Origin of the sequence: Leptospira mtsangambouensis (assembly GCF_004770475.1) — a bacterium.
GTDB classification, from domain to species: domain Bacteria; phylum Spirochaetota; class Leptospiria; order Leptospirales; family Leptospiraceae; genus Leptospira_A; species Leptospira_A mtsangambouensis.
Genome location: NZ_RQHK01000002.1, coordinates 1,197,213 through 1,221,940, shown reverse-complemented (window position 1 = coordinate 1,221,940; position 24,728 = coordinate 1,197,213). Strand labels below are relative to the sequence as shown.

Genomic DNA, 24,728 nt, shown 5'->3' with positions numbered 1-24,728 from the left:
TTATGTACGAAAATATTTCTAAAACAAAACAGACAAAAACCAATTTCAATCTCATACCTTTTGAAACTAAAGAAATTTGGATTTCCAAAACAATTGATTTTCTCTATCAAACAATTCAGGAAAAACTTTCCTCTTCAGCGGATTCTCCTTTGCACATTCTTTTATCGGGGGGGAATACTCCCATACCAATTTATAAAAGGTTTTCTGAGTTAGATCTTCCTTGGTATAGAATTCATTTCTGGTTAGCAGATGAACGTTGTGTTTCGAAAAATGATATCCAGCGTTCTGAGACGGAGATTCGAAAAGCTTTGGGTTCCAAAATTTTAGATAAATCCGTATTTCACTCGATTCCTGAAGGAGATCCAATCTCTGTTGCAAAGTTACTTGAAGCAGAAGTAGAAAACATTCCAGAGTTTATCGTTTCCTTCTTAGGAATTGGTGAGGATGGTCATACTGCCAGTTTGTTTCCTGGATTTGAAATAGGAGAGACCAGTTCGTCTCCGAATGTACTCGCTGTTTATAATTCACCAAAGCCTCCTAGTGAGAGGATAAGTTTGTCTGTGAATTGCATCAATCGCTCGGAACATATAGTATTTTTAGCAGCAGGCCCGAATAAAAAAAGTATTTTGGAGCAGGTGATGAGTGGGAAAGATTTACCTGCATCGAAAGTTCGGGGAAGAGAAAGTTCGCAAATATTTTTTTGTATGGAATAAGATGAAAGTATTAGTATTTGGTGGTTCAGGTTTTTTAGGTTCGCATGTTTGTGATGCATTAAGCAACGCAGGTCATGATGTCACTATATTTGATCGAAATCCATCTTCCTGGCTCAAACCTAACCAAACGATGGTTACTGGTGACCTTATGGATGAAAGGTTTGTTACATCCGTAATAGAAGGGTTTGATGTTGTCTATAATTTTGCAGCATTAGCAGACCTTAACCAGGCTTTAGATAGGCCCGTTGATTCTATCCGAATCAATATTTTAGGAAATTCCTATATTTTGGAAGCTTGTCGAAAGCATAAAATCAAAAGATTTATTTATGCAAGTACGGTTTATGTTTTTAGTCGGGAAGGTGGGTTTTATCGATGTAGCAAACAAGCTTCAGAAAGTTACATTGAAGAATATCAAAAATCTTTCGGTTTAGATTATACAATTTTGCGTTATGGTTCTTTATATGGGCCCAGATCAGATGAATCTAATGGTCTATTTAGAATTCTGAAATCCGCACTTGAAACAGGAAAAATCACTTATGAAGGAAGCGCGGATAGTTTACGAGAGTATATTCACGTTGAAGATGCTGCCATTGCCAGTGTTGTTGCTATGGGTGACGAATTCAAAAATCAAAGTGTGGTTCTGACCGGACAAGAACCGATGAAGGTTATTGAGTTACTCAAAATGTTGGCAGAAATTTTGGGACGACCTGACTCTGTTGAGTTTTTAGAAGGAGATCAAGTCGGACATTACGTTCGTTCTCCTTATGCATATCAACCTAAGTTGGGTAGAAAGTATATACCGCCAATGCATGTCGATTTGGGGCAGGGGTTGCTGCAATTGATTGAAGAAGTAAAAAGTAAGAAGTTAACATAATGAAATTTCTTAGATTTCAGTATAATAATGAAGTTTTCTACGGGAGATATGAAGTTGAAAAAATTGTCGCGATTGATCGAGCTCCTTGGTTAGGGGAAACGAAGGATTTGTTTGCTGTAGCCGAAGATCAGATTCAATTGTTGAACCCATGTACGCCAAATAAAATAGTCGGTGTTGCTTTGAATTATCCAGGTGTTGCTAAAGGAGAAGAAAACTCGGAGCCTTTAGTTTTTTTGAAGTCAAATTCTAAAATTGTCGCACATAAAGGAACAGTTAGTAATCCATTTGTTAATACAAAAGTTTGGGGTGAGTGCGAATTAGCAATCGTTATTGGTTCGGAATCTTTTCAGCTAACTTCCGCTAATGCTTCAGAAAAGATTTTTGGTTATACGATAGGTAATGATATTACTGCTGAGAACTTTGGGGGTCGAGATCATCATCTAGCTAAATCAAAAGCAGCAGACAGCTTTTGTGCTCTTGGGCCATATATTGATACTGAATTTAAACCAAGTGAACAAATAATAAAAGGGTTTCATAATGGTGAATTGCTTAGAGAGGGCAAACTTTCTGAGCGACTATGGTTGGAATCTGAACTTTTAATTTGGTTAACTTCTTGGATGACCCTAGAGCCTGGCGATGTTGTACTAACAGGGGCACCAAATAGAATACGTGAGCGTATCTATTTGGAAGATGGCGATGAATTTATTAGTAGCATTAGTGGACTTGGCGAGTTAGCAGTCTCTTTCAGGAATCTGTATGCTTGATAAACTCTATGTTTTTGACTTCGATGGTGTTGTCTGTGATAGTACAGATGAATGTATGATTACATCTTGGAATACTTGGCAAAAATGGAATCATAATGATTTAAAAAGAAGGTCGGTAGCTGAGTTTTCTTTTGAGGAAATCTCTGAGTTTAGAAAACTGCGACCAAGGGTCAGGGGAGCGGGTGAATATTTTATCCTTAATACTATTTTAGAAAACAAAATAGAAATTGGAAACCAAGAAGATTACGAGATTCTTCTTAAATTACATAAAGAAAATATTCCTAAATTTAAGACTTTATTTCTAGCTGAAAGGGAGGCTTTTAGAAAAGACCATTCCAAAGAATGGGTTCTTCTTCATTCGGTTTATCACGAAGTGATTGATATTTTAAGAGAGATCAATTCAGAAAAAAAGCTATATATAGCCACATTAAAAGATTTCTTGTCAATTCGTATGATCCTAAATTTCTATTCTATAGATCTACCGGATGAAAGAATCTTTGATGAATCAAAAATTCTTAATAAATTTGATGCCTTACAGAAAATTTTGGAAATTTCAAATTTTCCTAAAAGAGATTTAGTTTTTTTTGATGATAATGTAACCCATCTCTATGAGTCTTACTCAAATGGATTTAAAGTCTATTTGACAGCTTGGTCAAATCCAATTCCAGAATATTTGGAAACAGCTTTAAGTAAGAATATTCCAATTATTAAAGATTTTAAAGAATTAAACTTAATTATAAACAAAGGGTAATCGAATGTACGATTTTTACTACGGGTCAAAAGAAGAGATTTTAAAAAATCCAGCAAATTTTATATTATTTTGCAAGCGATTGTTGCCAAGATGGTTAAATGGAACGCCTGATAGTGAATGTTTGGCGATATGGAAGATTTTAAACGAGGCCAAAAATAAACCAAAGGTTTTGGTTGAGACTGGGTCTGGGGCATCTTCATTGGTTTTTTTCATTTATTGTGCGTTAAATGATGGGCGTCTATTTAGTTGGGATACAAATGGAAGCAAAGGGTCCTATTTGCGAAGTATTATTTCCGATGCAATTTGTAAACCATTAGGGATAGACATTCATAAGGTTTGGACGTTTATACCTTTTAATAGCACTGATAAACATGTTGGAATTGAAAGTTTAAGTGAACTTGGATTGAAGGCTGATTTTGGTTTCTTTGATAGCTGGCATACTTGGGATCATCTTCATGGCGAAATACAAGCGTTTGAGACAGTAGCAAATAGCGAATTCATTGTAGCTTTGGATGATGCTTATTATGATAAAAAAAGTTACAATTACTCCTTTGTAAATATGCTGAGGAAAAAAATGGGGTTAGCTCCGGTTTCTGAACCGAAAGATAACAAATGTTTGCCGTTTTATTCTGAGACTGAAAATTTATTAAATGCAAACTTTAAGGCAGTCTTAAAAATTGAGGATAGTTATAAGACAAGTTATAGTTTTGATGTATTTTTTGATTACTTTGAATATGATAGAATCGCGATGAATAAACTTGGTCTGGAGGAGAAACATAACTTAGACCATAGATTTGATGCATGGCATGTGACTAGGTAATAAGATGAAAATAGTTGTTGGTATTCCGGCTCGAATGGGTTCTACAAGATTTCCTGGAAAACCTTTAGCAAATATATTGGGAAAAACAATGCTCGAACATTGTTACCGTAGATGCGCGTTAAGCAAATATACTACAGATCTTTTTGTAGCTGCTTGCGATGAAGAAATTAAAACTGAAGTTTTGAATTTTAATGGAAGGGTCATCATGACCGATCGGAATATTCAACGGCCAGGTCTTCGAGTTGCAACAGCTGCTGAAGAATTGAATTTAGACGACGAGGATATTGTCGTAGTTGTTCAAGGTGATGAGCCGTTAGTCCATCCTGAAATGATTGATCTTGCAATTAGACCGTTAATTGAGGAGAAGGATGTTTATGTTTCCAATCTTTGTGCAAAAATTGACAAGGACGAATGGATGGATCCAGGTGAAATTAAAGTAGTGACTGATTTATCAATGAACGCTTTATTTATGTCCCGGGCACCAATTCCCTCGATAAATCATGAAGAGGTAAGAACTGACTGGTGGAAACAAGTATGTATTATGCCTTTTAAGTGGCATTTTATGAAATCTTTTAATCACAAGTTATCGCCTACACCTCTTGAGTTACAAGAGTCAATAGAAATGAATCGAGCCATTCAACATGGATACAAAGTAAGAATGGTTCCCTCACCGTTTATCTCTAAATCTGTTGATACAAACGAGGATCGATTAAAGGTTGAAGAGTTAATGAAATCAGATCCGATATTTCCATTATATTCAGGTAAATAAAATGAGTTTTAATATTTTAGAAAAACTAAAAAGAGGAAAGGAAGTATTTGGAACTTGGTGTATGATTCCTTCCTCTTTTACGGTAGACGTAATTGCAAGGACAGGATTAGATTTTATCGTCATTGATTTAGAGCATGGTTCTATATCGCTAGAGACATGCGAGGAGATGGTAAAAAGCTCTATTCTTCACAATTGCCATCCGATTGTGCGTGTTGGAGATGATCAAGAAAACACAATTCTACATGCTTTGGAAACAGGGTGTGAAGGCATCCTTGTACCACATGTTTCAAAAGTTGAAAAGGCAAAAGCAATTGTCGAAGCGGCTAGATATTTTCCCTATGGAAAAAGAGGGCTAAGTCCTTACACTCGTTGTCATGGATATACGCATGTAGATTTAGCAGAATCGATGAAAAAGCATGGTGAATCAACTTTTGTCGGTATTCTTGTCGAAGGCCAGGAAGGTATTAATAATTTACCAAAAATTGCTGAAGTTGAAGGAATTGATTGTATCTATTTGGGTATGTACGATATATCCCAGTCTGTTGGATTGCCCGGACAATTGGAACATCCTGATGTAATAAACCAAGTAGAAAAATGTTTGAAAATTATTTTAAGCTCAGGGAAAACGGCAGGCACTTTCGTTAGAGATATTCAAACCGCAAAGTTATATAGAACCATGGGATTTAAATTTTTAGCATTTGTAGCTGATAGTTATTCCATGACAACTTTCTATAAAAATTCTGTAACTGAATTTCATTCCAAATGATTTTGATTAGAATTTTCCGATTTTTGATTCGGATTCTGAAGAGAGTTCTTCAGCAATTTTCTTATAAATTAAGAAGGTTTTTAGCAAATTATGGGATTTCTTTCATTGCCAATGACAATAGATATTATCGATTAAAAAATCGTTATAAAGGTTCTGAATGTTTTATTGTTGGTAATGGTCCAAGCCTGAGATCTGAAGATCTAAATTGGCTCCGGGAAAAAAAAATCCCATCGTTTGGTGTAAACAAAATTCATCTAATCTATCCACAAACCAATTGGAGACCCAATTTTTATGTCTGCGAAGATATTCCTGTTCTTGAAACAATAAAAGAAGAAGTTAATGCACAAAGTGAGTTCATTAAATTTCTTATGAAAATTCCAGGAATAAATTTTGATAAAAATACAATATATATCAATAGAGTTTCTTCAGAGTTTACTGATATGGATTTTTTCACTGAGCCAGTACCGTTTTTATTTTGTGGACAAACAGTAATTTATATCTGCCTCCAACTTGCTCTATTTATGGGATTTAAGAAAATATACCTATTGGGAATTGATTTTAGTTGGAATTTTGACGATGCTGATCCAGACCAAGAGGGTTTCTCAATTTTGAAATCGGACTCTCCTCACTTTGTAAAAAACTATTTTCAGAAAGGGGAGAAACAGTATCTTGTGACTCGTGAACATTTTGAATACATGGTACGTATTCTTTACTTTGCAAAAGAAATTCTTAACGACTTAGGAGTCGAAGTTTTTAACGCAACGAGAGGAGGTAAGTTAGAAGTTTTTCCCCGAGTTTCGATCGAAACTTTAAAGGCTGATTGCTGATGTTTTTTGTTTTGTTTGAGTCTATTTAATTTTATGCAAAGATTGTTCTTAAACCCAAAGCAATTTGAAAAAACAGAGACCGAATTAAAGAATAATCTTTTCATCTTTCCTTCTGCATTTTTAGATAGAGACGATATACTTTTTCAGGATTTGAATGAAGAATCCTTACTCAATTTGCGTCTTTCTATTCCAGAGTTTGATAAAGAGTTTGTATATTTAGAACATCTAATTTTCAAATTGTTTGAATATATACCGGATCTTTTTAACGAGTATTACTCTGTCAGTAAATCCAAAAAGTATTGGACAACTTTGTTGTTACCAGATCTTCGAGAGGTTTTGGAAGTTGTATATTTAAGATACCTCCAGTTGAAATTAATAAGCAATAAAGTAGAAGTCGAGGTTATTCAAAATTCTAAGCAACTTCTCAAATTTGATTCAAGTAGATTGTTTATTCTAAATGTAAATTTCATTTCGAATGTTGACTGGGCGTTATCTTCATTTATACTTCTACATTCCGATTTGAGGAACAAAGTAGAGCTATCTTATGTAAAAATCAATGAGCCCGATAAACCTCGATTTAAAAATGATCGTGAATACTACGATCATGTTGTGAGTATCGAAAAAAAAAGAATTTCTTCCAATAAAGGTAATTTATTTCCCTATTATGTTTCTTTTCCATCAATTTCAGGTTCAATTTTTTTAGGCACGGGAATATTCGATGAAAATTTACAGTCGACGTTAAATTCTAGTCTAAATTTTTTTTCGGTGTATTATAAAGGCCTGCCAGTATTATCAATGATGAAAAAAAAGAAATTTTTTTCATCATTGAGTCGGGAATATACTATTGATTCCAATGACTCTTTTGAAACATTTTTCGTTCAGAATATTGATACTTTTTTTCCTGAGCAATTCTTTAAGATGAAAGTTCCTGTATCTAGTAATATTAAGTTGTTTAATATTGGTTTGCCTGGAGCAACAATTCTAGATGCTGAGAGTAGAGAAAATGGTGGGCTAAGTTTTGGTATCCAGCATGGGACTGCATATGGGATGTACACTCACTGTACGCAAGAGTGGAATGAACGACTTGTAAGTGACGGTTTTATCACCTGGGGTTGGTCCGATTTTAATAAAATTCAGCAAACAATTCCATTGCCAAGTCCACACTTGTCTTCTTTGTTAATAAATCAGGAAATATCTGATGGAGTCAGCTTTGAAAACTTTCGAATCGGGATTATTTTTAATACCACTTACAATCGATTAGGCAAATTTTTACGAGTTGCTATGCCTTTTTTTTTACGAGAAAATATTCTTTTGTTAAGTAGAATTCTGCAGATTACGAATGGAATTCCTAAGAAAGAAATTATCGTTTCCGAGTATTCTTATGAGCAAGGATATGATCTAAAGTATCAATTAAGTAAAGAGTTGTTGTTATCACCTGATATTACTTTTGAAAGTATGGCAGGAGAGCGATTGATACAACAAGCTGAGCTAGTCATTTCAAATTCGTTTGGAACTTCTTTTTTTGAAAGATTAGTGATTAACAAACCTATAATCATTTTTAATGATTTTTTTGAACTAGAAAATTACAATTCTTTGTGGTCAGAACTATCCAATCGACTAATTGACGTAGGAATTTATGAACTTGAAGAATCATCATTTCAAAGAAAAATAAAAATGAGTCAGGCTGAGATTTTGGCTTGGTGGAATTCTGAGAATGTCCAGGAAGTTCGTCTATTAGTTTTGAAAAAATATGCATGGGCCGATATCCATTGGGCGGACTTATTTAAGTCTTTTATAGCAGAGCAAGTAACTAGTCTCGGATCAAGTTTTGAAAAAATAAAGGTTCCTTTTTTGATCAAACTATACTCTCGAGTTTTTTTTCGACTAAAGGGACTTTTTGTATAGTTCTAGGTTTGTTTTTTACCACTGGTCGCATAGTTAGTGTTAGTTTCTGGGGAATATGATAAAATACAGGTGAGTAATTAATTGGATAATTTGCAAAAAGTAAAATACCTGCTAACTGGAGCAACGGGATTTGTTGGTTCTTTCTTTCGATCTAAATTAGATTCCCAAAGTGTTATATTTACTTCTAGATCGGGAGGAGAGGGGATAGAATCAATAGATTTAATAAACTTTGATGAATTAGAATTCTTTTTTGGTAAGTGCAAACCTGCTATATTGATCCATATCGCTGGAAACAAAGATGTGAATTTCTGCGAAAAGTATCCTGAAGAAGCTAGAAAAATAAATGTTCAGGCAACATCCCACCTGGTAGAATTATGTAAGAAATTTGATACAAAGTTTATCTACCTATCTACTGATTATGTTTTTGATGGACATAAGGGGAATTATAAAGAAACAGATTTTCCAGTTCCATCATCGGAATACGGTAAAATGAAACTTGAATCTGAAAAAATAATTCAAGGTTCCGGAATTGATCATATTATCATTCGATCAGGTGCATTGTATGGAAAAAATGGAAAATTCTATCAATGGGCTGTTTCTTCGTTAAAAGACAATGTTGAAATTGAAGCACTGACTGATTCTTTTTTTACTCCAACTCTCCTGGATGATCTTTATGAAGTAACATGGAAACTTTTATCTATTCAGTTTAATGGCATTGTACACATAGTGGGAAGAGATAAAGTCTCGCGGTATCAAATGATTGAAAAAATTGCAGAATCTTTAGGAATATCTAATCCAAAATTAAAACCAATCAGTATAGCAGAGTCGGGTCTTTTTTTCCTTCCGGATTTATCCTTATGTCCGGACAAGTTAAATCAAGAATTAAATATTTATACGCATAGTTTGAAAGAAGGTTTAGATTATCTTGTAAAGGAATCCGAGGAGTAAACCAATGATCAGCTATATTATAACAACGTTTAATCGAGGAGAAAAAGTCTTAAAAACAATTCAATCGATTTTAAGACAAATTCCTAATCAGGACGAAGTGGAAATTGTCGTTGTTGATGGTGGTTCCAAAGATAATACCTGCAAATTGGTTCAGGATTTAGCAGATAAAGTATCGAATGTTCGTTTAATTATTGAAAAGGCTCCTGGAGTAATGCCATCAAGGCATGCAGGTGCAAAACTAGCCAAGGGTAATATACTTGTTTATATAGAGGATGATGTTCAAGTATCAGAGACACATGTAAAAGCAATAAAGGAAATTTTTTCTGATAACCAGAATCAAATTGCAACTGGTCCATGTGAACCTGATTATCTATCGACTGATTTTCCTATTTGGTACCAATCTATGTGGTCAACGGTTTCTTCCATCCCTAATTCCAAGGTGAATGGTTGGTTTAGTCTTATGAATTTGGGAGATAAGGTTTTGGAAGTTGATGCTTCTTATGTTTGGGCATTAAATTTTGCGATCAGAAAAACTTTACTCTTTGAGTTGGGTGGTTTTCATCCTGATTTATCTCCCCCTAGATGGAAGGCGTTTCAAGGAGATGGAGAATCCGGCTTATCATTGAAGGCGAGTGAAAAAAATATCTCAGCAATCTACCATCCTGGTTTGAAAGTTTTGCATGAAATTCAAGCGGATCGATTTGATACTAAATATGTTGAAAGGCGATTATTTTTTCAAGGAATCTCTGATTCTTTTACATTGTTACGTAAAACCAGAGCGGTAGCTTCGTTATTTAGCCATTACCTAGCACTTACCTTATTATCTCTACGATTAGCTAAACGAAAAATTTTCAGAAATGAACTCCCTGTAGATTTAATTTCTGAAAAAGCAAGGTTAAAAGGATTTCTTTTTCACCAGAGATCGTTTCGCGATGATTTAAAAGTTCAATCTTGGGTGCTTGAAGAAAGTTACATTGATAAAGCAGTACCAGAGCCCAGTCCAATCCGATTTTTTGATAAACTCTTTTTGATGGTATAAAAATATGTTAGAGCAACTACAACACGATGGAAAACTGCTTGCGATGATTCTTCGCACTAATTTTAAAAAAGATGGGATTGAATTTTTTACTCCACCCGAATTTTCTCAGCAATTAGCATATATGAACCGTCCTAAAGATTATCTAATTCAACCGCATGTTCATAATCCTGTCTCAAGAAATGTCGAATATACGAAAGAAGTTTTGTTCATTAAGTCTGGAAAAGTAAGAATTGATTTTTTTACCGATGATCAAGAATACGTTGAAAGCAGAATATTAGAACAAGGTGATGTGGTTCTGTTAGCCTATGGGGGACATGGTTTTTGCATGTTGGAAGATACTGAAATGATTGAAGTCAAGCAAGGTCCGTATGCTGGTGAAGACGATAAAACAAGGTTTAATGCAAAACCTTTTGAGCCGAGAGTAAAATAGTGGAAAACTTTATTCCTGTTTGCGAACCGTCACTTCTTGGTAATGAAAAAAAGTATATTTTAGACGCAGTAGAAACTGGCTGGATTTCCTCAGCTGGAAAATATGTTACTGAATTTGAATCACAATTTGCTAAGTATTGCGGGGTTGATCATGGTATCGGAGTTTGTAATGGAACAGTTGCGATTCATTTGGCTCTAGTCGCCTTAGGAATAGGTAAAGGCGATGAAGTGATTATCCCTAATTTTACAATGATTGCAACTGCCTTTGCTGTCTGTTATACGGGCGCTACACCTGTGTTTATCGATGCTGATCAAAATACATGGAATATTGATGTAACAAAAATTGAAGAAAAAATCACATCAAATACGAAAGCCATTATTCCCGTACATATTATGGGCTTAGTTTGTGATATGGATGTGATCAATGACATTGCAAAGAGGTATAATCTATTTGTGATTGAAGATGCCGCCGAGGCACATGGTGCGGAATATAAAGGGAAAAAAGCTGGATCGATGAGTGATATTGCTACCTTTAGTTTTTTTGCAAATAAAAATCTTACCACCGGAGAAGGTGGAATGGTAGTGACAAACGACAAAGAACTTTCATCAAAATCTCGTTATTATAAGAATTTATGTTTCCCTTTGGAGGGTGGTCGCGAATACAAGCACTCTGATATTGGTTTTAACTATCGTTTGTCTAATTTACATGCGGCGATTGGCTTGGCTCAATTGGAGAATGTTGAAAAGTATACTGAGATGAGAATCACCAATTTCAATGAATATAATGCTAAGCTAAGTCAGATAGAAGGTATATCTACTCAAATATGGGATCCAATGAAGTATAAACATGTTCATTGGATGAATGCCGTTGTGATTAATCCCGATAAATATGGAAGGAATCGAGACGAACTTATGATGCTTCTTAGAGAAAAAGGAATTGATTCAAGGAAACTTTTTTCGGGAATGCATTCGCAAAAAGCACTTAACGATTATGGTTGTCAAAGCAAAGGAAATTATTCGGTGACAGAAGATTTAAGTGAAAATGGAATGTATCTCCCGTCTTCAAGCACACTTTCTAAAACGCAGATATCATACGTTTGTGAAGTGATTGCAAGTTTACGAAAATGATTTTACTAAAGTTTGTTTTTACTTAAGAGTTAGGTCGTACAAATGGTTGTATTAATATTTACTGCATACCCTTGGTTGAACATATCGACGCCATTAATTGAAACTGTAAATTTTTTCTTAAAGAAAAAATGGAAGGTGATTCATTTTGGTATCATTCATCCTGGAGTGGATCGGCATGGACATAAAAGTCTGGATATTTTAGATGAAAATTACAAGTTTATTTCTCTCGGTGACACGAAAACCTTTCTCAGTAATATAAAAAAAATCATCTTTAGTTTTGTTTTTTATTGGAAGTATAGGTCGGTAGTTTCAAAATACAATGTATCAATTTCTTTTGATCCAGGTGGATTGTATTTAAGTTTTGCATGGTTGATTTTTGGTAATCGGAAGAATAGAATATACCATTCTTTAGAAATTTCAAATCACAAAAACAAATCATTTCTTTTGGAAAAAACAATCGTCTCTTTTACAGACATCATCCTTTCTCAGGATCAATTACGCGCGCGTATCTTAAAAGTAATCTTAGGTTATAAGAATAAGGTTAGCTTCATACCAAATTCTACTTCAGGGCCTATAATTCGAAATCGGACGCATTTTTTTCATCAAGTTTTAAATATTCCGGTTAACAAAAAGATTCTTTTGATGACAGGAACAATTGAAACCTTTATGGGTTCCGATTCTTTTTTAGATTTGTTACGCTATCTACCTGAAAATTGGGTAGCAGTGATCCATGGCTGGATACCAACATCGGCTACCAGAGAGAAAGTTGAAAATGCGAAATTAAAATTCCCTGAGAAATTATTTCTGAGTTATGAACTGGTTGATAATAAAGATAAATTTAATATTTTTAGCTCGGTTGATCTTTGTTATGTAAATTTTAAACCAGAAGATCTTAATTTAAAATATGGGCTTTATTCAGCTGGTAAACTATACGACTCGGCAAAAGTGGGTGTCCCTGTTTTGATAAATGATCTCCCGGGATCAAAGGAATTTATAAAAAAATATCAAAATGGTTTTCTGTTAAAGAAAAGTGAAGAGTTACCTGGGATTTTAGAGAAAGTGAAGAATGAAAATACTCTGGATGCATCTCATCAGTTTTACCTTAAAAATGAATTTGGGAAAAACTACGAAAATTTTTTAAAAACATACTGTCCTCTTTAATTTAAAAGAGAATTGAATCATGAAAAAAAGAATATTAGTAAATTTAGGTTGTGGATCACGTTTTCATCAGGACTGGTTAAATTTTGATTTTGTTTCAAGATCAAAAGATGTAATAGCAGTTGATCTTAGAAAAGGAATTCCGGTTGAAGACTCTACTGTTTCGGTTATTTATTCCTCGCATGTGTTGGAGCATTTTTCTAGAGGCAAAGTTAACCATTTTTTGCAAGAAATTTATCGTTCTTTGGAACCAGGTGGAATCTTGCGTATCGTTGTACCTGATTTGGAACAAATTGTTCGAGCATATATAGAGCAATTAGATAGAGCTAAGAATGGAAATAATTCAGCTCTTGTTCGAGCCGATTGGTTGGTTCATGAGCTTTTGGATCAGATACAAAGAAATGTTTCCGGTGGTGAAACCATTCAATGGTGGAACCAAGATCCAATTCCAGAGGCAGATTATATATATGAAAGGTTGGGAGACGAATTCTATAATTATATAGGGTCGAAGGATCAAGTTAACCGTGAGTTATCTTTCATTGTACGTAGTAAGATTATGGTTCGGTCAATGATTAGAATCCTGTTTGATTTCCTTTTAAAAGCAATGGGATATTCTTGGGAGATGGCCGAAATTGGCAAGTTTCGTCTTAGTGGTGAAGTTCACTACTGGATGTATGATTCGGTTTCCTTGGGACAGCTACTAAAAGCTAATCATTTTGCAAATATCAAAGTTTGTCGTTCGGACGAATCAGCTATCCCCAATTTCAGTTCTTACAATTTAGATATTGATGAAAACGGTAAAACAAGAAAGCCAGATTCTTTATTTATTGAAGCCACTAAAGAATCTTGAATATTCTGATTCATGAAAGTTACATTACTTGGAACAAATGATAGGGCAGGTGGTGCCGCAAGGGCGATGTTTCGCTTGCATAGATCTTTATTGGAAATTGGTGTCGATTCTAGAATTCTATGTTTGAACCAGTCGTCAAGTCTGTCCGATAGTTCACAAGTTTTTGAATACCGATACAATTTATTTTCGACTAGGAAATTTCCTTTTTTATCAGATTTAATTGATCGAAATAGAACATCATTATCCAATACATTATTTTCATATTCCGATATTTCTTCCGATTTAGCGAATCACCCCTTAATCTTAGATGCCGATGTGATAAATCTGCATTGGGTAAATTATTTTGTTTCTTCAGAAGATATTGGAAAACTTCTTCTTTTAGGGAAAAAAATAGTCTGGACTTTGCATGATGAGTGGCCTTTTACCGGTGGATGTCATTATACTTCAGGTTGCCAAGGTTACTTGAGCAATTGTTTCGATTGTTTACAAGTTACACCCGACCTTTCCAATTTACCAAAATTTGTTCATTTAGAGAAACAAAAATATTTTTCATCTAGGATAGATCTGATTACTCCCAGTGAGTGGTTATCTAAAAAAGCATCCGTTAGTCCTTTTTTTTCTAAATCAAGAATTAGGGTAATAGCCAATTCCGTTGAGTCTGAATGGTTTGCCAAATTTAGCAAATCTGATATTCGAGAAAAATTTGGATATGCTGAAGATTGTTTTTTGCTAGGATTTGGAGCTGACTCTGTTTCAGAAATAAGAAAGGGTCTTTTTTATCTTTTGGAAGCTTTGGAGATCTTGTTAAAAAAAGAAAATTGGAAGAAAGCATTTGATTCAAAAAAAATTGCTGTCGTTTTCTTTGGAAACTATCAAAATAAAAACAAAGAATTGGACAAAATTGCTGATTACTTGGGCTCGTTTACAAAAGATGTTCAGGTTTCCGAGATTTATCAGATGCTTGATTTATTTGTAATTCCTTCTCTTGAGGATAATCTTCCAAATACAATGTTAGAATCTATGGCTTCAGGTACACCTGTTTTAGGGTTCCCTATTGGTGGTTTAGCGGAAACGATAGTTCATAATCAAAATGGCTTCTTAACCAGAGCGATATCGGGAGAGAGTTTGGCTGAGCAGATTTTTGATTTATGGAGTAACCGCAGTTTGCTTAACAAAGTTGGGAGTGTTACTTCAGAATATGCTTCTAAAAAATTCTCAATGAAAAAACAAGCAGAAGAATATCGTGATTTTTTCTTATTGGATTCTGGATTTAGGGCGTATGATTTAAGTGAAAAAGGTAAAGAGACCGCAGTAGACAACGAAAAATTAAAGCAAATGGAGTTTCAGTTGAAAAAGACTTATAATAATTTTCTAAAAAATTCTCCCCTGCGTAAGAGAATTTTGAATTTACTCTTTCGAAGTCTTAAGGTGAATGATTTTTTTTTAAGAAGGGCAAAGCGAAAACTTTCCGCTTAGGATTTGTGTTATATGGAAATTGAGAGAGATGGATTTAATTTTCACTTTAAGTTGTTCATTCATTGTCCATGATATTTAGTTCAATATTTTTTATATTTGTCTTCTTCCCACTGGTTTTTTTCTTGTTCTCGATGGCGAGCCAAAGATATAAATTTTTGGTTCTTCTTTTTGCCAGTTTTTTATTTTACTTTTGGGGTGAACAATCGTTTATAATTGTTATTTTGGGATCCATTCTTATTAACTACAGTTTTGGGTTAGTTATTGAATCATCAAAAAATAAGAAATTTTTTCTCTCGATCGGAATAATTATTAATCTCGCTTTAATTTTTTACTTTAAATATGCACTTTTTTTCCTTTCAAACTTGAGCAACAGTTCGTTTGAAAATATTGATATTCATCTACCTCTGGGTATTTCCTTTTTTACGTTTCAAGGTATATCTTATTTGTTTGATATTTACAGAGGAGAAATCTTTGCAGATAGAAGTTTCCTTCGCTTTTCGTTTTATATTTCATTTTTTCCTCAGCTAATTGCAGGCCCAATTGTTCGATACAGTGATGTTTTTCATTCTTTAACAAGGTTAAAAAGTAATCACAAAGAAATCTTAGACGGTCTTTGTTTGTTTGCCCAGGGATTGGGAAAAAAAGTAATTATAGCGAATACCTTGGGAATCTATGCAGATGAAGTCTTTTCTACAGATTTTAGTTTGTTTGGTTCGGGTGTTGCCTGGTTTGCCATCCTTTCTTATAGTTTCCAAATCTATTTTGATTTTTCTGGTTATTCAGATATGGCGATAGGTTTGGGTCGGATTTTTGGGCTGAAATTTCCAGTAAATTTTAACTTTCCTTATTCGGCGCTAAGCATTCAGGATTTTTGGCGAAGATGGCACATTTCTCTTTCTACTTGGTTTAGAGATTATTTGTATATTCCTCTTGGTGGAAATCGTATCGGGAAAACTAGACAATTTTTTAATTTAATTTTGGTTTTTTTTTGTTGCGGTTTTTGGCATGGAGCCAGTTGGAACTTCCTAATCTGGGGTATATATCATGGATTCTTTTTAGTATTAGAACGTACTGGATACCAACGTATCCTACTAATGCTACCAATGTTTTCTAAGTTTTTGTTAAACTTTGCGTTAATTAATATCGGATGGGTATTTTTCCGAACTGAGACTTTGGCTGATTCTATTTCCTTCATTAAAGTATTGTTTGGTGAAAACGGAATAGGGATTCCTCAGATGATCTCAACCTTTGATTTTCGTTGGTTGTTGGGTATGCTAATTTCTTTAGTCTTTGCTTTTGAATGGCGTATTTTTAATATCGTAGCAAATAATGTATACTTATCGAGAGCATTTTCCGTAGGTGTGTTTATGGTCTCTATTTTTTTTCTTGTCGCTAATAATTATAATCCATTTATATATTTTAGGTTTTAATGTACAAAGCGGTAATTAATTCAATCTGTATTCTCCTTTTAATTCCAATTTTCAATTTAGTATTTGAATTTGTTGGTGATATACCTTCGTCGGAGAAAAAAAAAGAAATTACAATTGGCGACATTATCGATTCCGATTTCAAAAAGAAATTCAATCTTATCGAAGAAGCCTTTGAAAGAAAATTTCCAGCAAGAAATTGGATAATTCAAAAATATAATTTCTTTCTTTGGTTTATGTTAGAATCGACGCCAAAGCGAACAGTTCTTAGAGGACAAAATAATTGGTTATATATTTTTTTAGGGAAGGGTGCCAATGGTAGAGATTACTCTTACAATGAGTCAGATTTTTTAGCGTATAAGCAAGGTTTGGAAAAATTAAAAAACCTCTGTGTTTCCCGCAATATCAAATTTTATTCTGCAATCGTTCCTGAAAAATTTAATATTTACCCAGAAAGTTTGAACTGGTACGATCATTCAACTATTAGAAGCGATAAGTATTTTAGAATTTTTAATGAATTAGCTAAAACTTCCGAGGATACTGTTTTTTTTCATGAAGAGTTGTTATCTCGCAAGAAGAGTCATAATGTATATTATAAAACTGACACACATTGGAATTCCGTTGCAGCTTTTGATGCTTCCAATAAACTATTTGCCAAGATGGCGCAAGAGAATGATAAAATTGATCCATTGCGTGAGAAGGAATTTAATTTGATTCATATAATCTCTTCTGGGCGAGACATTGCTGAATATTTGTCCCTCCCGAGATTTTTCTTAGACGAAGAGTATGTTTATATACCAAATTCAAACTTTATGCAGCGTAAAAATAAATTAAGGGTTTTAGTAATCCACGATTCCTATTTTTATCCGATGTTTGATTTTTTTCGTTATCAATTTGCTCAAGTTGATGTTTGGAACTTTGTTCAAAAGGAAAATCCTCTAAATTACGATGAACTCTTAAAATTTAAGCCGGATATTCTCATATTTATTTTGTTGGAAAGACATATTGGAAATTATGATAAAAGAGTGTTCGGTCACTTGTAGCTAAAACTCCCCTGATCGTAATCAGATTTTTATTTGATGGTATTTTTAGTTCGTTTTCTATAAAAAAAATTGGTGAATCCATGTTAATAATTATAAAAAAACATTTATCTTTTATTGGTGCACTTTCTTTTGTTTTTATAATTTATATTGGTACCCGCCCCTTGGGAACGCATGATTCGGTTTGGGTGATTCCTACGGGGTTAAGCATATTAAATGAATTCAATATGAATTTGGATGAATATACTTCGCATGGATTAAGCGAATCGTATGCTGCAGTCTTAGTTAAAGGGCACTATTATAATTTTTTTCCCTATGGTCTTACTTTTTTAGTATTGCCGATGATTGGTTTACTGAAACCCATCTTAAGCGAAAATGCTTTTTTTTTATACCAACGGCACACGGAAAAATTTTTTGCTACCGTTTTAGTGGTCTTAGCTCTTGTTTTTCTTTATCGTTTGTTTTGTTTTTATTTATCTAGGAACAAAGCTTCCTTTTTGATCCTATTTATCGGGTTGGGCACATCATTCTTTACAACAGCAAGTCGGGCATTATGGCAACACTCGGGAAGTGTTTTGCTGTTGTCTGTTTCTTTGTATTTGTTATTGTATTCATTTAAAAAAAATGAACGAATGGTCCCTTTGATTGCCTTGGTTTTAGTATTTGCTTATGCTGTTCGTCCGACAAATCTGATTCCGCTTTTAATAATTTCTGTGTTTGTATTTTTTCATTTTTCGGCCCAGAGATGGAAATACGTAGGTGTGCTAATTGTTGCTTTCCTTTCGTTTTTCCTTTTTAATGACTTTGTATTCGGCGATTATTTGCCTCCGTATTACAATTCATCCCGCTTAGTTCTTGATGTGAATCTGTTTGGGAAAGCAATCGTGGGAAATTTACTTAGTCCCAATCGGGGGCTTCTAATTTGGTCCCCTTTTTTCCTATTTTCATTCTTTGCAGTTTTTTCTGAGCCAAAAGAGCAACCGTTTGTTCTTATATCTTGTTCGGTAATTTTTTTTCATCTTATGACAATCTCAGCTTTTCCACATTGGTGGGGAGGTCATTCTGTTGGGCCAAGGTTTATGACCGATGTGGTCCCTTTTTTTGCGATACTTATATGTTTGAGTGTAAAAAGGTTCTATAAATATTCTTTTTTTAAATATTGTTTTTTGTTTTTTGTCCTCTTGTCTTTTCTGATACAATTCTCTGCTGCATTATCGAAAAAAACTCAACTATGGAATATAAGAGAATTAGATATCAATATTGCCCCTGAGAGAGTATGGGATTGGAATAAACCACAATTCTATCCATTTGATTAGGATTTACATTTATGAAAGAAGTTAAAGATGCCCAAATCATCACCATTGTCACACCTTCCTATAACCAAGGTGAGTTTTTAGATCGAACATTAAATTCTATCATAACGCAATCAGGTCCATTTTACATTGATTTAATTGTGATGGATGGCGGTTCTAAAGATAACTCTGTTGGTATCATCGAGGAATATGCAAATCTGATTCACTCAGGTGAATTGAGTGGAAGGTATGAAGAACTTTCGTTTCGAACTTTAAAAGACCAAGGAAGTAAAAATACAAATTGCCTTGGTATTAGTTACCGGTGGGTCTCCGAGAAAGACAACGGGCAAACTCATGCCATTAACAAGGGATGGAAGTTAGCAGTAGGTTCTATTATTGCCTGGTTAAACTCAGATGACATTTATCTTCCTAATGCTCTAAACAAGGCATACCAAACTTTGAAAGAAAGAGAGGAAATTGGACTTTTTGGAATTGGGCTACATATTGATAAAGAAGATAAACTAATTGAATTTTATCCTATTGAGCCATATTCATTTGAAAGACTTATCGACTATTGTATCATTTGTCAGCCCACTGTATTTTTAAAAAGAGAAGTTCTGTCTTCTATTGGTTTTTTGAATGAAGCACTTGGATTCTGTATGGATTATGAGTTTTGGCTTCGCATCGCAAAGGAGAATTCATTTTTCTTTTTGGCTGAAGTGTTAGCTTGTACGAGAATACATGAAAATACGAAGACTAGCCAGAATTTAAAAGTCCATAGCGAAATCATTCAAATGCAAAAGAGAATTGTTGGAAAAACATCAAAACACTGGTTGTTTCATTATGCAAATTATAGTTTGGCGGATCAATTTCCGATATTTCGTGGAAGTATTTTTTTGAAAGTAATGATTCGAATTTATAGTTTTTGTCTTGGAATTGTTTACAGGTAAACGGGAAGGTTCAATTGAATTATATCAAAAAATATGTTTGGTTGCCATATGGCGAAAAAATGATCCAGATATTTCTTTTAGAACAGGGAAAAATCAAAAAAGCCATTTGTTTTAACGAACATTTACGAAAGAGTTTTGTTGTATCTGAGTTATTCGGTATGGATTACCTTGTTAGTAATTTTGATATTCCTTCCGATGAAAAAGAGTTTTTAGATCTTGAAGCTTATCTTTGATGTATCTGTTCTCGCTTGGTCTGTACGGAGTAATAAGGCCAAAACAGGAATCTTCCGCGTTATAGAAAACTTATTATTTCAGTTTTTGGAAGATCAGGATATTGACTTATATCTTAGTTCCATTCATGGAAATTTCACTGATCTAAAGGAATACCTAAAAAACAATAAAATCAATCTTCCTTCCTCTCATCTTTTTGTTCCTCAATCTTCTAATCGATTTAAAGATAAACTATTTCAAACTTATCTTTGGATCTACCAGCTATTAGATCGAAAAAAATCTCCCCGTTTTTCTACTTTTTTTATTTTTTTATACATATGTCTTAGTCATCCGGTTTTAGTCTTGTTTGGGCTTTACCGTTATCTCTATCCGATTCCAAAGGATTATCTTTCTCAGCAGTTTGTTTTCCATAGCACATTTTTACCGATTCCGAAATACATTCTGAATTCAAAAGTCCGCAAAGTCATAACCATCTATGATTTGATTTCAATTAAATATCCTGAGTTCTTTGTTGGTAACAAAGATGATGTTGTCTGGAAACTGATCAGGAATTTAACTCCGGATACGAATATCATTACAATTTCAGAGCATAGTAAAGCGGATCTTTTGGATTCAAATTTGGGATTGTCAGATAAACAGATCACCGTAACTCCTCTTGCTGCCTCTAGTTTTTTTTATCGAGTTGATTCACAAACCAAGTTAGAAAAAGATTTAAGCCAATTTGGTTTAAATTGCGGTGATTATGTATTGAGCGTTGGAACGCTTGAACCTAGAAAGAATTTAAAATCAACCATTCGAGCCTTTCTTCAGTTGCCAAGTTTAAAAAAGAATCCCAAACTAAAATTGGTTTTGTTAGGTGGAAAAGGGTGGGGAGATAGTTTAGAAGAAATCGCTGGAGAGTATCCAGGACTATTCCAAGAGAGGATTGTATTTCTTGGATTTGTACCAGATGAACAGTTAGCATCGATTTATTCTGGAGCCAAATTTTTTGTTTATCTTTCCTATTATGAAGGTTTTGGATTACCTCCACTAGAAGCAATGCAGTGCGGGTTACCAGTTCTTGTATCCAATGTTTCGTCTTTGCCAGAGGTAGTAGGCGATTCTGGATTGTATGCCGATCCTTATGACCTAAGTTCTATTGTCACCGCTATGGAAAAAATGATTGGAGACAACGAGTTCCGATTATCTTTGTCACTTCGTGCCCTTCAGAGAGCTAAGAATTTTTCTTGGGAAGAAACAGCAAGGTTAACCAAAAAAGCTTATATAAATTCAAATGAAAATTCTTTTTGACCATCAAATTTTTTTTCAAAATAAATACGGAGGAATTTCTAAGATTTTTTTAGAGATCATACGCAGGCTGAAGGAACGAAACTTTGAGTTTGATACTGCTGTTTCGATTGAAGAATATCAAAAAGGAATCCTAAAAGATCCTATATCTAAAATCCAAATCAATTCTCCCAGTTTTTATTCTATTTATACTATCTATCTATGGATCCGGTTTATCTTTCGCCTCTTTCGACTGCAAATTCCGGATTTTTTATCCAAGAGGGAGAGTGGAATTTTTAAACGCAGTTTGAGAAATCAAATTCATAACATAAATACAAAAGTTAACGAATCTTTAGGAAAAAATCAGTATTCTATCTTTCATCCTACATATTTTCAAAGTTACTATTTACCAAGTTTAGGAAGTAGCCAAACGAAAATGGTTCTTACCGTTTATGATTGTGTACATGAACTTTTTCCTGAATATTATGGAAAGTCTAATTTCATTTTAAACAACCGGAAGAACTTGTGTGAATCTGCTTCTCATATTATTTGTATCTCTAATAGAACAAAAAAAGATTTATTAAGAATTTATAAAACTATCCCTGAAAAAAAAGTTTCTGTCATTTATCTGGCAGGAGATCTTTCAGGGGAACCGAAAACACCTCAGGTTTTTTCAGTTGGCGATTATGTATTGTTCGTTGGGAATCGTGCTGATTATAAAAATTTCAAATCGCTTTTAGAGGCTTTTGGTCATCTCAGAAACTCAAAAAATATTCATTTAGTTTGTGCCGGTGGTGGCAGTTTTTCATTTTCTGAAAAAAAATGGATTCGAGAAAAAAAATTAGATCAGTTTGTTCATCAGATTCCATTTAGTTCCGAGGCAATGCTTGCAAATTTGTATCGAAATGCAAAAGTATTTGTTTATCCTTCGTTGTATGAAGGATTCGGCATTCCTCTTCTCGAAGCAATGTCAGTGGGATGTCCCGTTCTCTGTAGCGATACTGAGGTATTTCATGAGGTTGCAGGTGAGGCCGCTTGGTATTTTGATCCGAGAAACGTTCTAGATTTAGAATCTAAACTTATGCATTTACTTGATTCGGAGAGTGATCAAAAGGAGTTGTCGGCGCGCGGATATACACAAACACAGAAATTTTCTTGGAACAAATGTGCCGACGAACATATTCGTATTTACCAAATGCTCAGTGAAGAAGTATGAATTATAAAAAACCAGTCGTATCGATTATTACCGTGGTTCGCAATGCCGAAGATACGATACTTAGAACCATTCATTCCGCTTTATCCCAAAAAAATGTTAGTTTCGAAGTTTTTGTCTGGGACGGTTTGAGTACTGACCGAACGGTAGAGAAGTTGGAATCTGTCAAAGATCAAATTCGTTTTTACTCGGGAAAGGATTCTGGGGTATACGATGCAATGAATCAAAGTTTAGCTTTGGCAAAAGGTGAATGGATTCTTTTTTTAAATGCAGATGATTATTTTTTGGACGAACATGCCTTAGAAAAATTGGTAAGTAAAACCTACGACAAAAAGTGTGATTACGTTTGCGGTTCTGCTAGTATGTTGTTTGGTCTGAAGGTATGGAGACCAAAAACTTTAACTGATTTTGATTTTTTTATTGGGAATCCTTCCAATCATCAAGCTTATCTTTGTAAAAAGACTGTTTATTCTAAATTAGGTGGATTTGATATTCGATACCGATATTCAGCAGATGTAGATTTTATGTTTCGTGTGATAAAGAATGGATACCAAGGCCAGATCGTAAAGGAATCAGTAGTCCATTATTCACTTGGTGGTCTTTCTACTAAAAATGTTGGTAGGGGAGTAACTGAACTAGAAGAAATTATGGCTAAGTTTTTAAATTCTGATGTTGAGTTTGCTCGCGAATGTCGTTTGGTCTTCCATGAAGGGAAAATTCATTCGCAAAGATTTATTGAAAAGTTAACATCTCTTCGATGGACGGATTCACAATGGAAACAGATCGTTTCTTTTTTCGGATCAAAGCATAACCTTGAATCTACACCATTTTTCCTTAGGGCAGTTTCTGCGATACGGACATGGTTACTTAACGTATTAAAAGCTATTATTTTTCAAATTTTAAGAATATTACCAAATCGAGTTTTATGAAGAAAATACTGATCGTTGGTGCCGGTTTTTCTGGCGCTGTCATTGCCAATACCCTTGCTAAAACAGGAAAATATTCTATCGATGTGATAGATGAGAGAAATCATATCGGTGGTAATTGTCATACCGAACGTGATCCTGAAACAAATGTGATGGTCCATCAATATGGGCCTCATATTTTTCATACGAGTAATGAAAAAGTTTGGCAATATGTAAATTCATTTGGAGTTTTTCGACCATTTGTCAATCGAGTGAAATCGATTTATATGGGCCAGGTATATTCTCTGCCTATCAATTTACATACCATCAATCAATTTTATGGAAAGGCATTTGGGCCGGAAGAAGCAAAGAATTGGATAAAATCAAAAGGTGATTCATCAATCGATGATCCAAAAACTTTTGAAGACCAAGCAAAGAAGTTTGTTGGTGAAGAATTGTACAAAGCTTTTTTTTACGGATATACAAAGAAACAATGGGGGACAGAACCTCGGAACTTGCCGGCATCGATTTTAAAAAGACTTCCGGTTCGTTTTAATTATGATGATAACTACTATAATGATATCTATCAAGGGATTCCTGAAGAGGGATACTCTGCGATCATTCAAAAGATGTTGGATCATCCAAATATAAAGATTCAATTGGAAAAACGTTTTTTGGGTGAGTCTGATCAAAGCTCAGAATATGACCATATATTTTACACAGGTCCCATTGATGCCTATTTTTCATTTCGGCATGGTCGACTAGGATACCGGACAGTATATTTTAAAGAACACCGAACGGAGGGAGATTTCCAAGGAAATCCAGTGATCAATTACGCTGATGAAAAAGTCCCTTACACTCGAGTACACGAACACAAACATTTTACTCCTTGGGAATCACATCCAAAAACCATCTATTTTGAGGAGTACAGCAAAGAAACGGATGAAAATGACATCCCTTATTATCCAAAACGTTTGGATGAAGATATGAAAATTCTAAAAGCGTATGAATTGGAAGTCTCTCGTTTATCAAACGTTACATTTCTTGGTCGATTGGCAACCTACAGGTATTTGGATATGCACCATATCATTGAGGAGGCTCTCGATTGTGCTGAAAAATTTATTAACAAACAATCTTAAGATCAATTCTGGCTTTTCTTTTTATTGAGTTTTATAACCCTGGATCAT

The 24,728-nt window shown here is 34.2% G+C and carries 25 protein-coding genes; all 25 read left to right on the top strand.

All coding sequences use genetic code 11. The annotated features are described in order from the left end of the window. Positions 1–2 precede the first annotated feature (2 nt). The 25 genes from pgl (at position 3) to glf (ending at position 24,680) form a co-directional block, all read left to right on the top strand. On the top strand, positions 3–713 hold the full coding sequence (gene pgl / locus EHR01_RS05685; RefSeq protein WP_135693696.1) for a 6-phosphogluconolactonase: 711 nt from the start codon (positions 3–5) through the stop codon (positions 711–713). A gap of 1 nt (position 714) precedes the next feature. Beyond that, positions 715–1,587 carry an NAD-dependent epimerase/dehydratase family protein gene (locus EHR01_RS05680; RefSeq protein WP_135693695.1) on the top strand — a complete coding sequence of 291 codons (873 nt, stop codon included), beginning with the start codon at positions 715–717 and terminating at the stop codon, positions 1,585–1,587. Beyond that, a complete protein-coding gene (locus EHR01_RS05675; RefSeq protein ID WP_135693694.1) occupies positions 1,587–2,351 on the top strand; it encodes a fumarylacetoacetate hydrolase family protein in 765 nt (254 codons plus the stop codon). Before EHR01_RS05680 ends, EHR01_RS05675 begins: the two co-directional genes overlap by 1 nt. Beyond that, positions 2,344–3,102: an HAD family hydrolase gene (locus EHR01_RS05670; protein ID WP_135693693.1), complete on the top strand. Its 759-nt coding sequence runs from the start codon at positions 2,344–2,346 to the stop codon at positions 3,100–3,102. The genes EHR01_RS05675 and EHR01_RS05670 overlap by 8 nt, the downstream gene beginning before the upstream one ends. Positions 3,103–3,106: 4 nt before the next feature. Then, positions 3,107–3,922 (top strand): hypothetical protein, encoded by an 816-nt coding sequence (locus tag EHR01_RS05665; RefSeq protein WP_135693692.1) that lies wholly within the window; start codon positions 3,107–3,109, stop codon positions 3,920–3,922. Positions 3,923–3,926: 4 nt separating this feature from the next. Next, positions 3,927–4,691 carry a 3-deoxy-manno-octulosonate cytidylyltransferase gene (locus tag EHR01_RS05660; protein ID WP_135693691.1) on the top strand — a complete coding sequence of 255 codons (765 nt, stop codon included), beginning with the start codon at positions 3,927–3,929 and terminating at the stop codon, positions 4,689–4,691. A gap of 1 nt (position 4,692) precedes the next feature. Continuing rightward, positions 4,693–5,457 carry an HpcH/HpaI aldolase family protein gene (locus EHR01_RS05655; RefSeq protein ID WP_135693690.1) on the top strand — a complete coding sequence of 255 codons (765 nt, stop codon included), beginning with the start codon at positions 4,693–4,695 and terminating at the stop codon, positions 5,455–5,457. After that, positions 5,454–6,284 (top strand): 6-hydroxymethylpterin diphosphokinase MptE-like protein, encoded by an 831-nt coding sequence (locus EHR01_RS05650; RefSeq protein ID WP_135693689.1) that lies wholly within the window; start codon positions 5,454–5,456, stop codon positions 6,282–6,284. Before EHR01_RS05655 ends, EHR01_RS05650 begins: the two co-directional genes overlap by 4 nt. Positions 6,285–6,317: 33 nt before the next feature. Next, entirely contained in the window at positions 6,318–8,189 is a 1,872-nt protein-coding gene (locus tag EHR01_RS05645; protein WP_135693688.1) for a hypothetical protein, read from the top strand. Positions 8,190–8,270: 81 nt separating this feature from the next. After that, positions 8,271–9,137: an SDR family oxidoreductase gene (locus EHR01_RS05640; protein WP_135693687.1), complete on the top strand. Its 867-nt coding sequence runs from the start codon at positions 8,271–8,273 to the stop codon at positions 9,135–9,137. A gap of 4 nt (positions 9,138–9,141) precedes the next feature. Further along, on the top strand, positions 9,142–10,176 hold the full coding sequence (locus EHR01_RS05635) for a glycosyltransferase family 2 protein (protein WP_135693686.1): 1,035 nt from the start codon (positions 9,142–9,144) through the stop codon (positions 10,174–10,176). Positions 10,177–10,180: 4 nt separating this feature from the next. Then, entirely contained in the window at positions 10,181–10,606 is a 426-nt protein-coding gene (locus EHR01_RS05630; RefSeq protein ID WP_135693685.1) for a cupin domain-containing protein, read from the top strand. Beyond that, entirely contained in the window at positions 10,606–11,733 is a 1,128-nt protein-coding gene (locus EHR01_RS05625; RefSeq protein ID WP_135693684.1) for a DegT/DnrJ/EryC1/StrS family aminotransferase, read from the top strand. Before EHR01_RS05630 ends, EHR01_RS05625 begins: the two co-directional genes overlap by 1 nt. A gap of 42 nt (positions 11,734–11,775) precedes the next feature. Then, positions 11,776–12,894, top strand: coding sequence for a glycosyltransferase family protein (locus EHR01_RS05620; protein WP_135693683.1), 1,119 nt, complete (start codon positions 11,776–11,778; stop codon positions 12,892–12,894). A gap of 19 nt (positions 12,895–12,913) precedes the next feature. Next, positions 12,914–13,741 (top strand): class I SAM-dependent methyltransferase, encoded by an 828-nt coding sequence (locus EHR01_RS05615; protein ID WP_135693682.1) that lies wholly within the window; start codon positions 12,914–12,916, stop codon positions 13,739–13,741. Positions 13,742–14,056: 315 nt separating this feature from the next. Further along, positions 14,057–15,217, top strand: a complete 1,161-nt coding sequence (locus tag EHR01_RS05610) for a glycosyltransferase (RefSeq protein ID WP_167482924.1) — start codon at positions 14,057–14,059, stop codon at positions 15,215–15,217. 443 nt (positions 15,218–15,660) lie between these two features. Next, positions 15,661–16,647, top strand: coding sequence for an MBOAT family O-acyltransferase (locus tag EHR01_RS05605; protein ID WP_167482923.1), 987 nt, complete (start codon positions 15,661–15,663; stop codon positions 16,645–16,647). Then, positions 16,647–17,687 (top strand): alginate O-acetyltransferase AlgX-related protein, encoded by a 1,041-nt coding sequence (locus EHR01_RS05600; protein ID WP_135693679.1) that lies wholly within the window; start codon positions 16,647–16,649, stop codon positions 17,685–17,687. The genes EHR01_RS05605 and EHR01_RS05600 overlap by 1 nt, the downstream gene beginning before the upstream one ends. Positions 17,688–17,767: 80 nt before the next feature. Next, entirely contained in the window at positions 17,768–19,000 is a 1,233-nt protein-coding gene (locus EHR01_RS05595) for a hypothetical protein (RefSeq protein WP_135693678.1), read from the top strand. Between the two features lie 11 nt (positions 19,001–19,011). Further along, positions 19,012–19,926 (top strand): glycosyltransferase family 2 protein, encoded by a 915-nt coding sequence (locus EHR01_RS05590; RefSeq protein ID WP_135693677.1) that lies wholly within the window; start codon positions 19,012–19,014, stop codon positions 19,924–19,926. Positions 19,927–19,940: 14 nt separating this feature from the next. Further along, positions 19,941–20,159 carry a hypothetical protein gene (locus EHR01_RS05585; RefSeq protein WP_135693676.1) on the top strand — a complete coding sequence of 73 codons (219 nt, stop codon included), beginning with the start codon at positions 19,941–19,943 and terminating at the stop codon, positions 20,157–20,159. Then, positions 20,143–21,447 (top strand): glycosyltransferase family 4 protein, encoded by a 1,305-nt coding sequence (locus EHR01_RS05580; RefSeq protein ID WP_135693675.1) that lies wholly within the window; start codon positions 20,143–20,145, stop codon positions 21,445–21,447. The genes EHR01_RS05585 and EHR01_RS05580 overlap by 17 nt, the downstream gene beginning before the upstream one ends. Further along, positions 21,431–22,639, top strand: coding sequence for a glycosyltransferase family 4 protein (locus EHR01_RS05575; protein ID WP_135693674.1), 1,209 nt, complete (start codon positions 21,431–21,433; stop codon positions 22,637–22,639). The genes EHR01_RS05580 and EHR01_RS05575 overlap by 17 nt, the downstream gene beginning before the upstream one ends. Continuing rightward, positions 22,636–23,565, top strand: a complete 930-nt coding sequence (locus tag EHR01_RS05570; RefSeq protein WP_135693673.1) for a glycosyltransferase family 2 protein — start codon at positions 22,636–22,638, stop codon at positions 23,563–23,565. The genes EHR01_RS05575 and EHR01_RS05570 overlap by 4 nt, the downstream gene beginning before the upstream one ends. Beyond that, on the top strand, positions 23,562–24,680 hold the full coding sequence (glf, locus tag EHR01_RS05565; protein WP_135693672.1) for a UDP-galactopyranose mutase: 1,119 nt from the start codon (positions 23,562–23,564) through the stop codon (positions 24,678–24,680). Before EHR01_RS05570 ends, glf begins: the two co-directional genes overlap by 4 nt. Positions 24,681–24,728 lie beyond the last annotated feature (48 nt).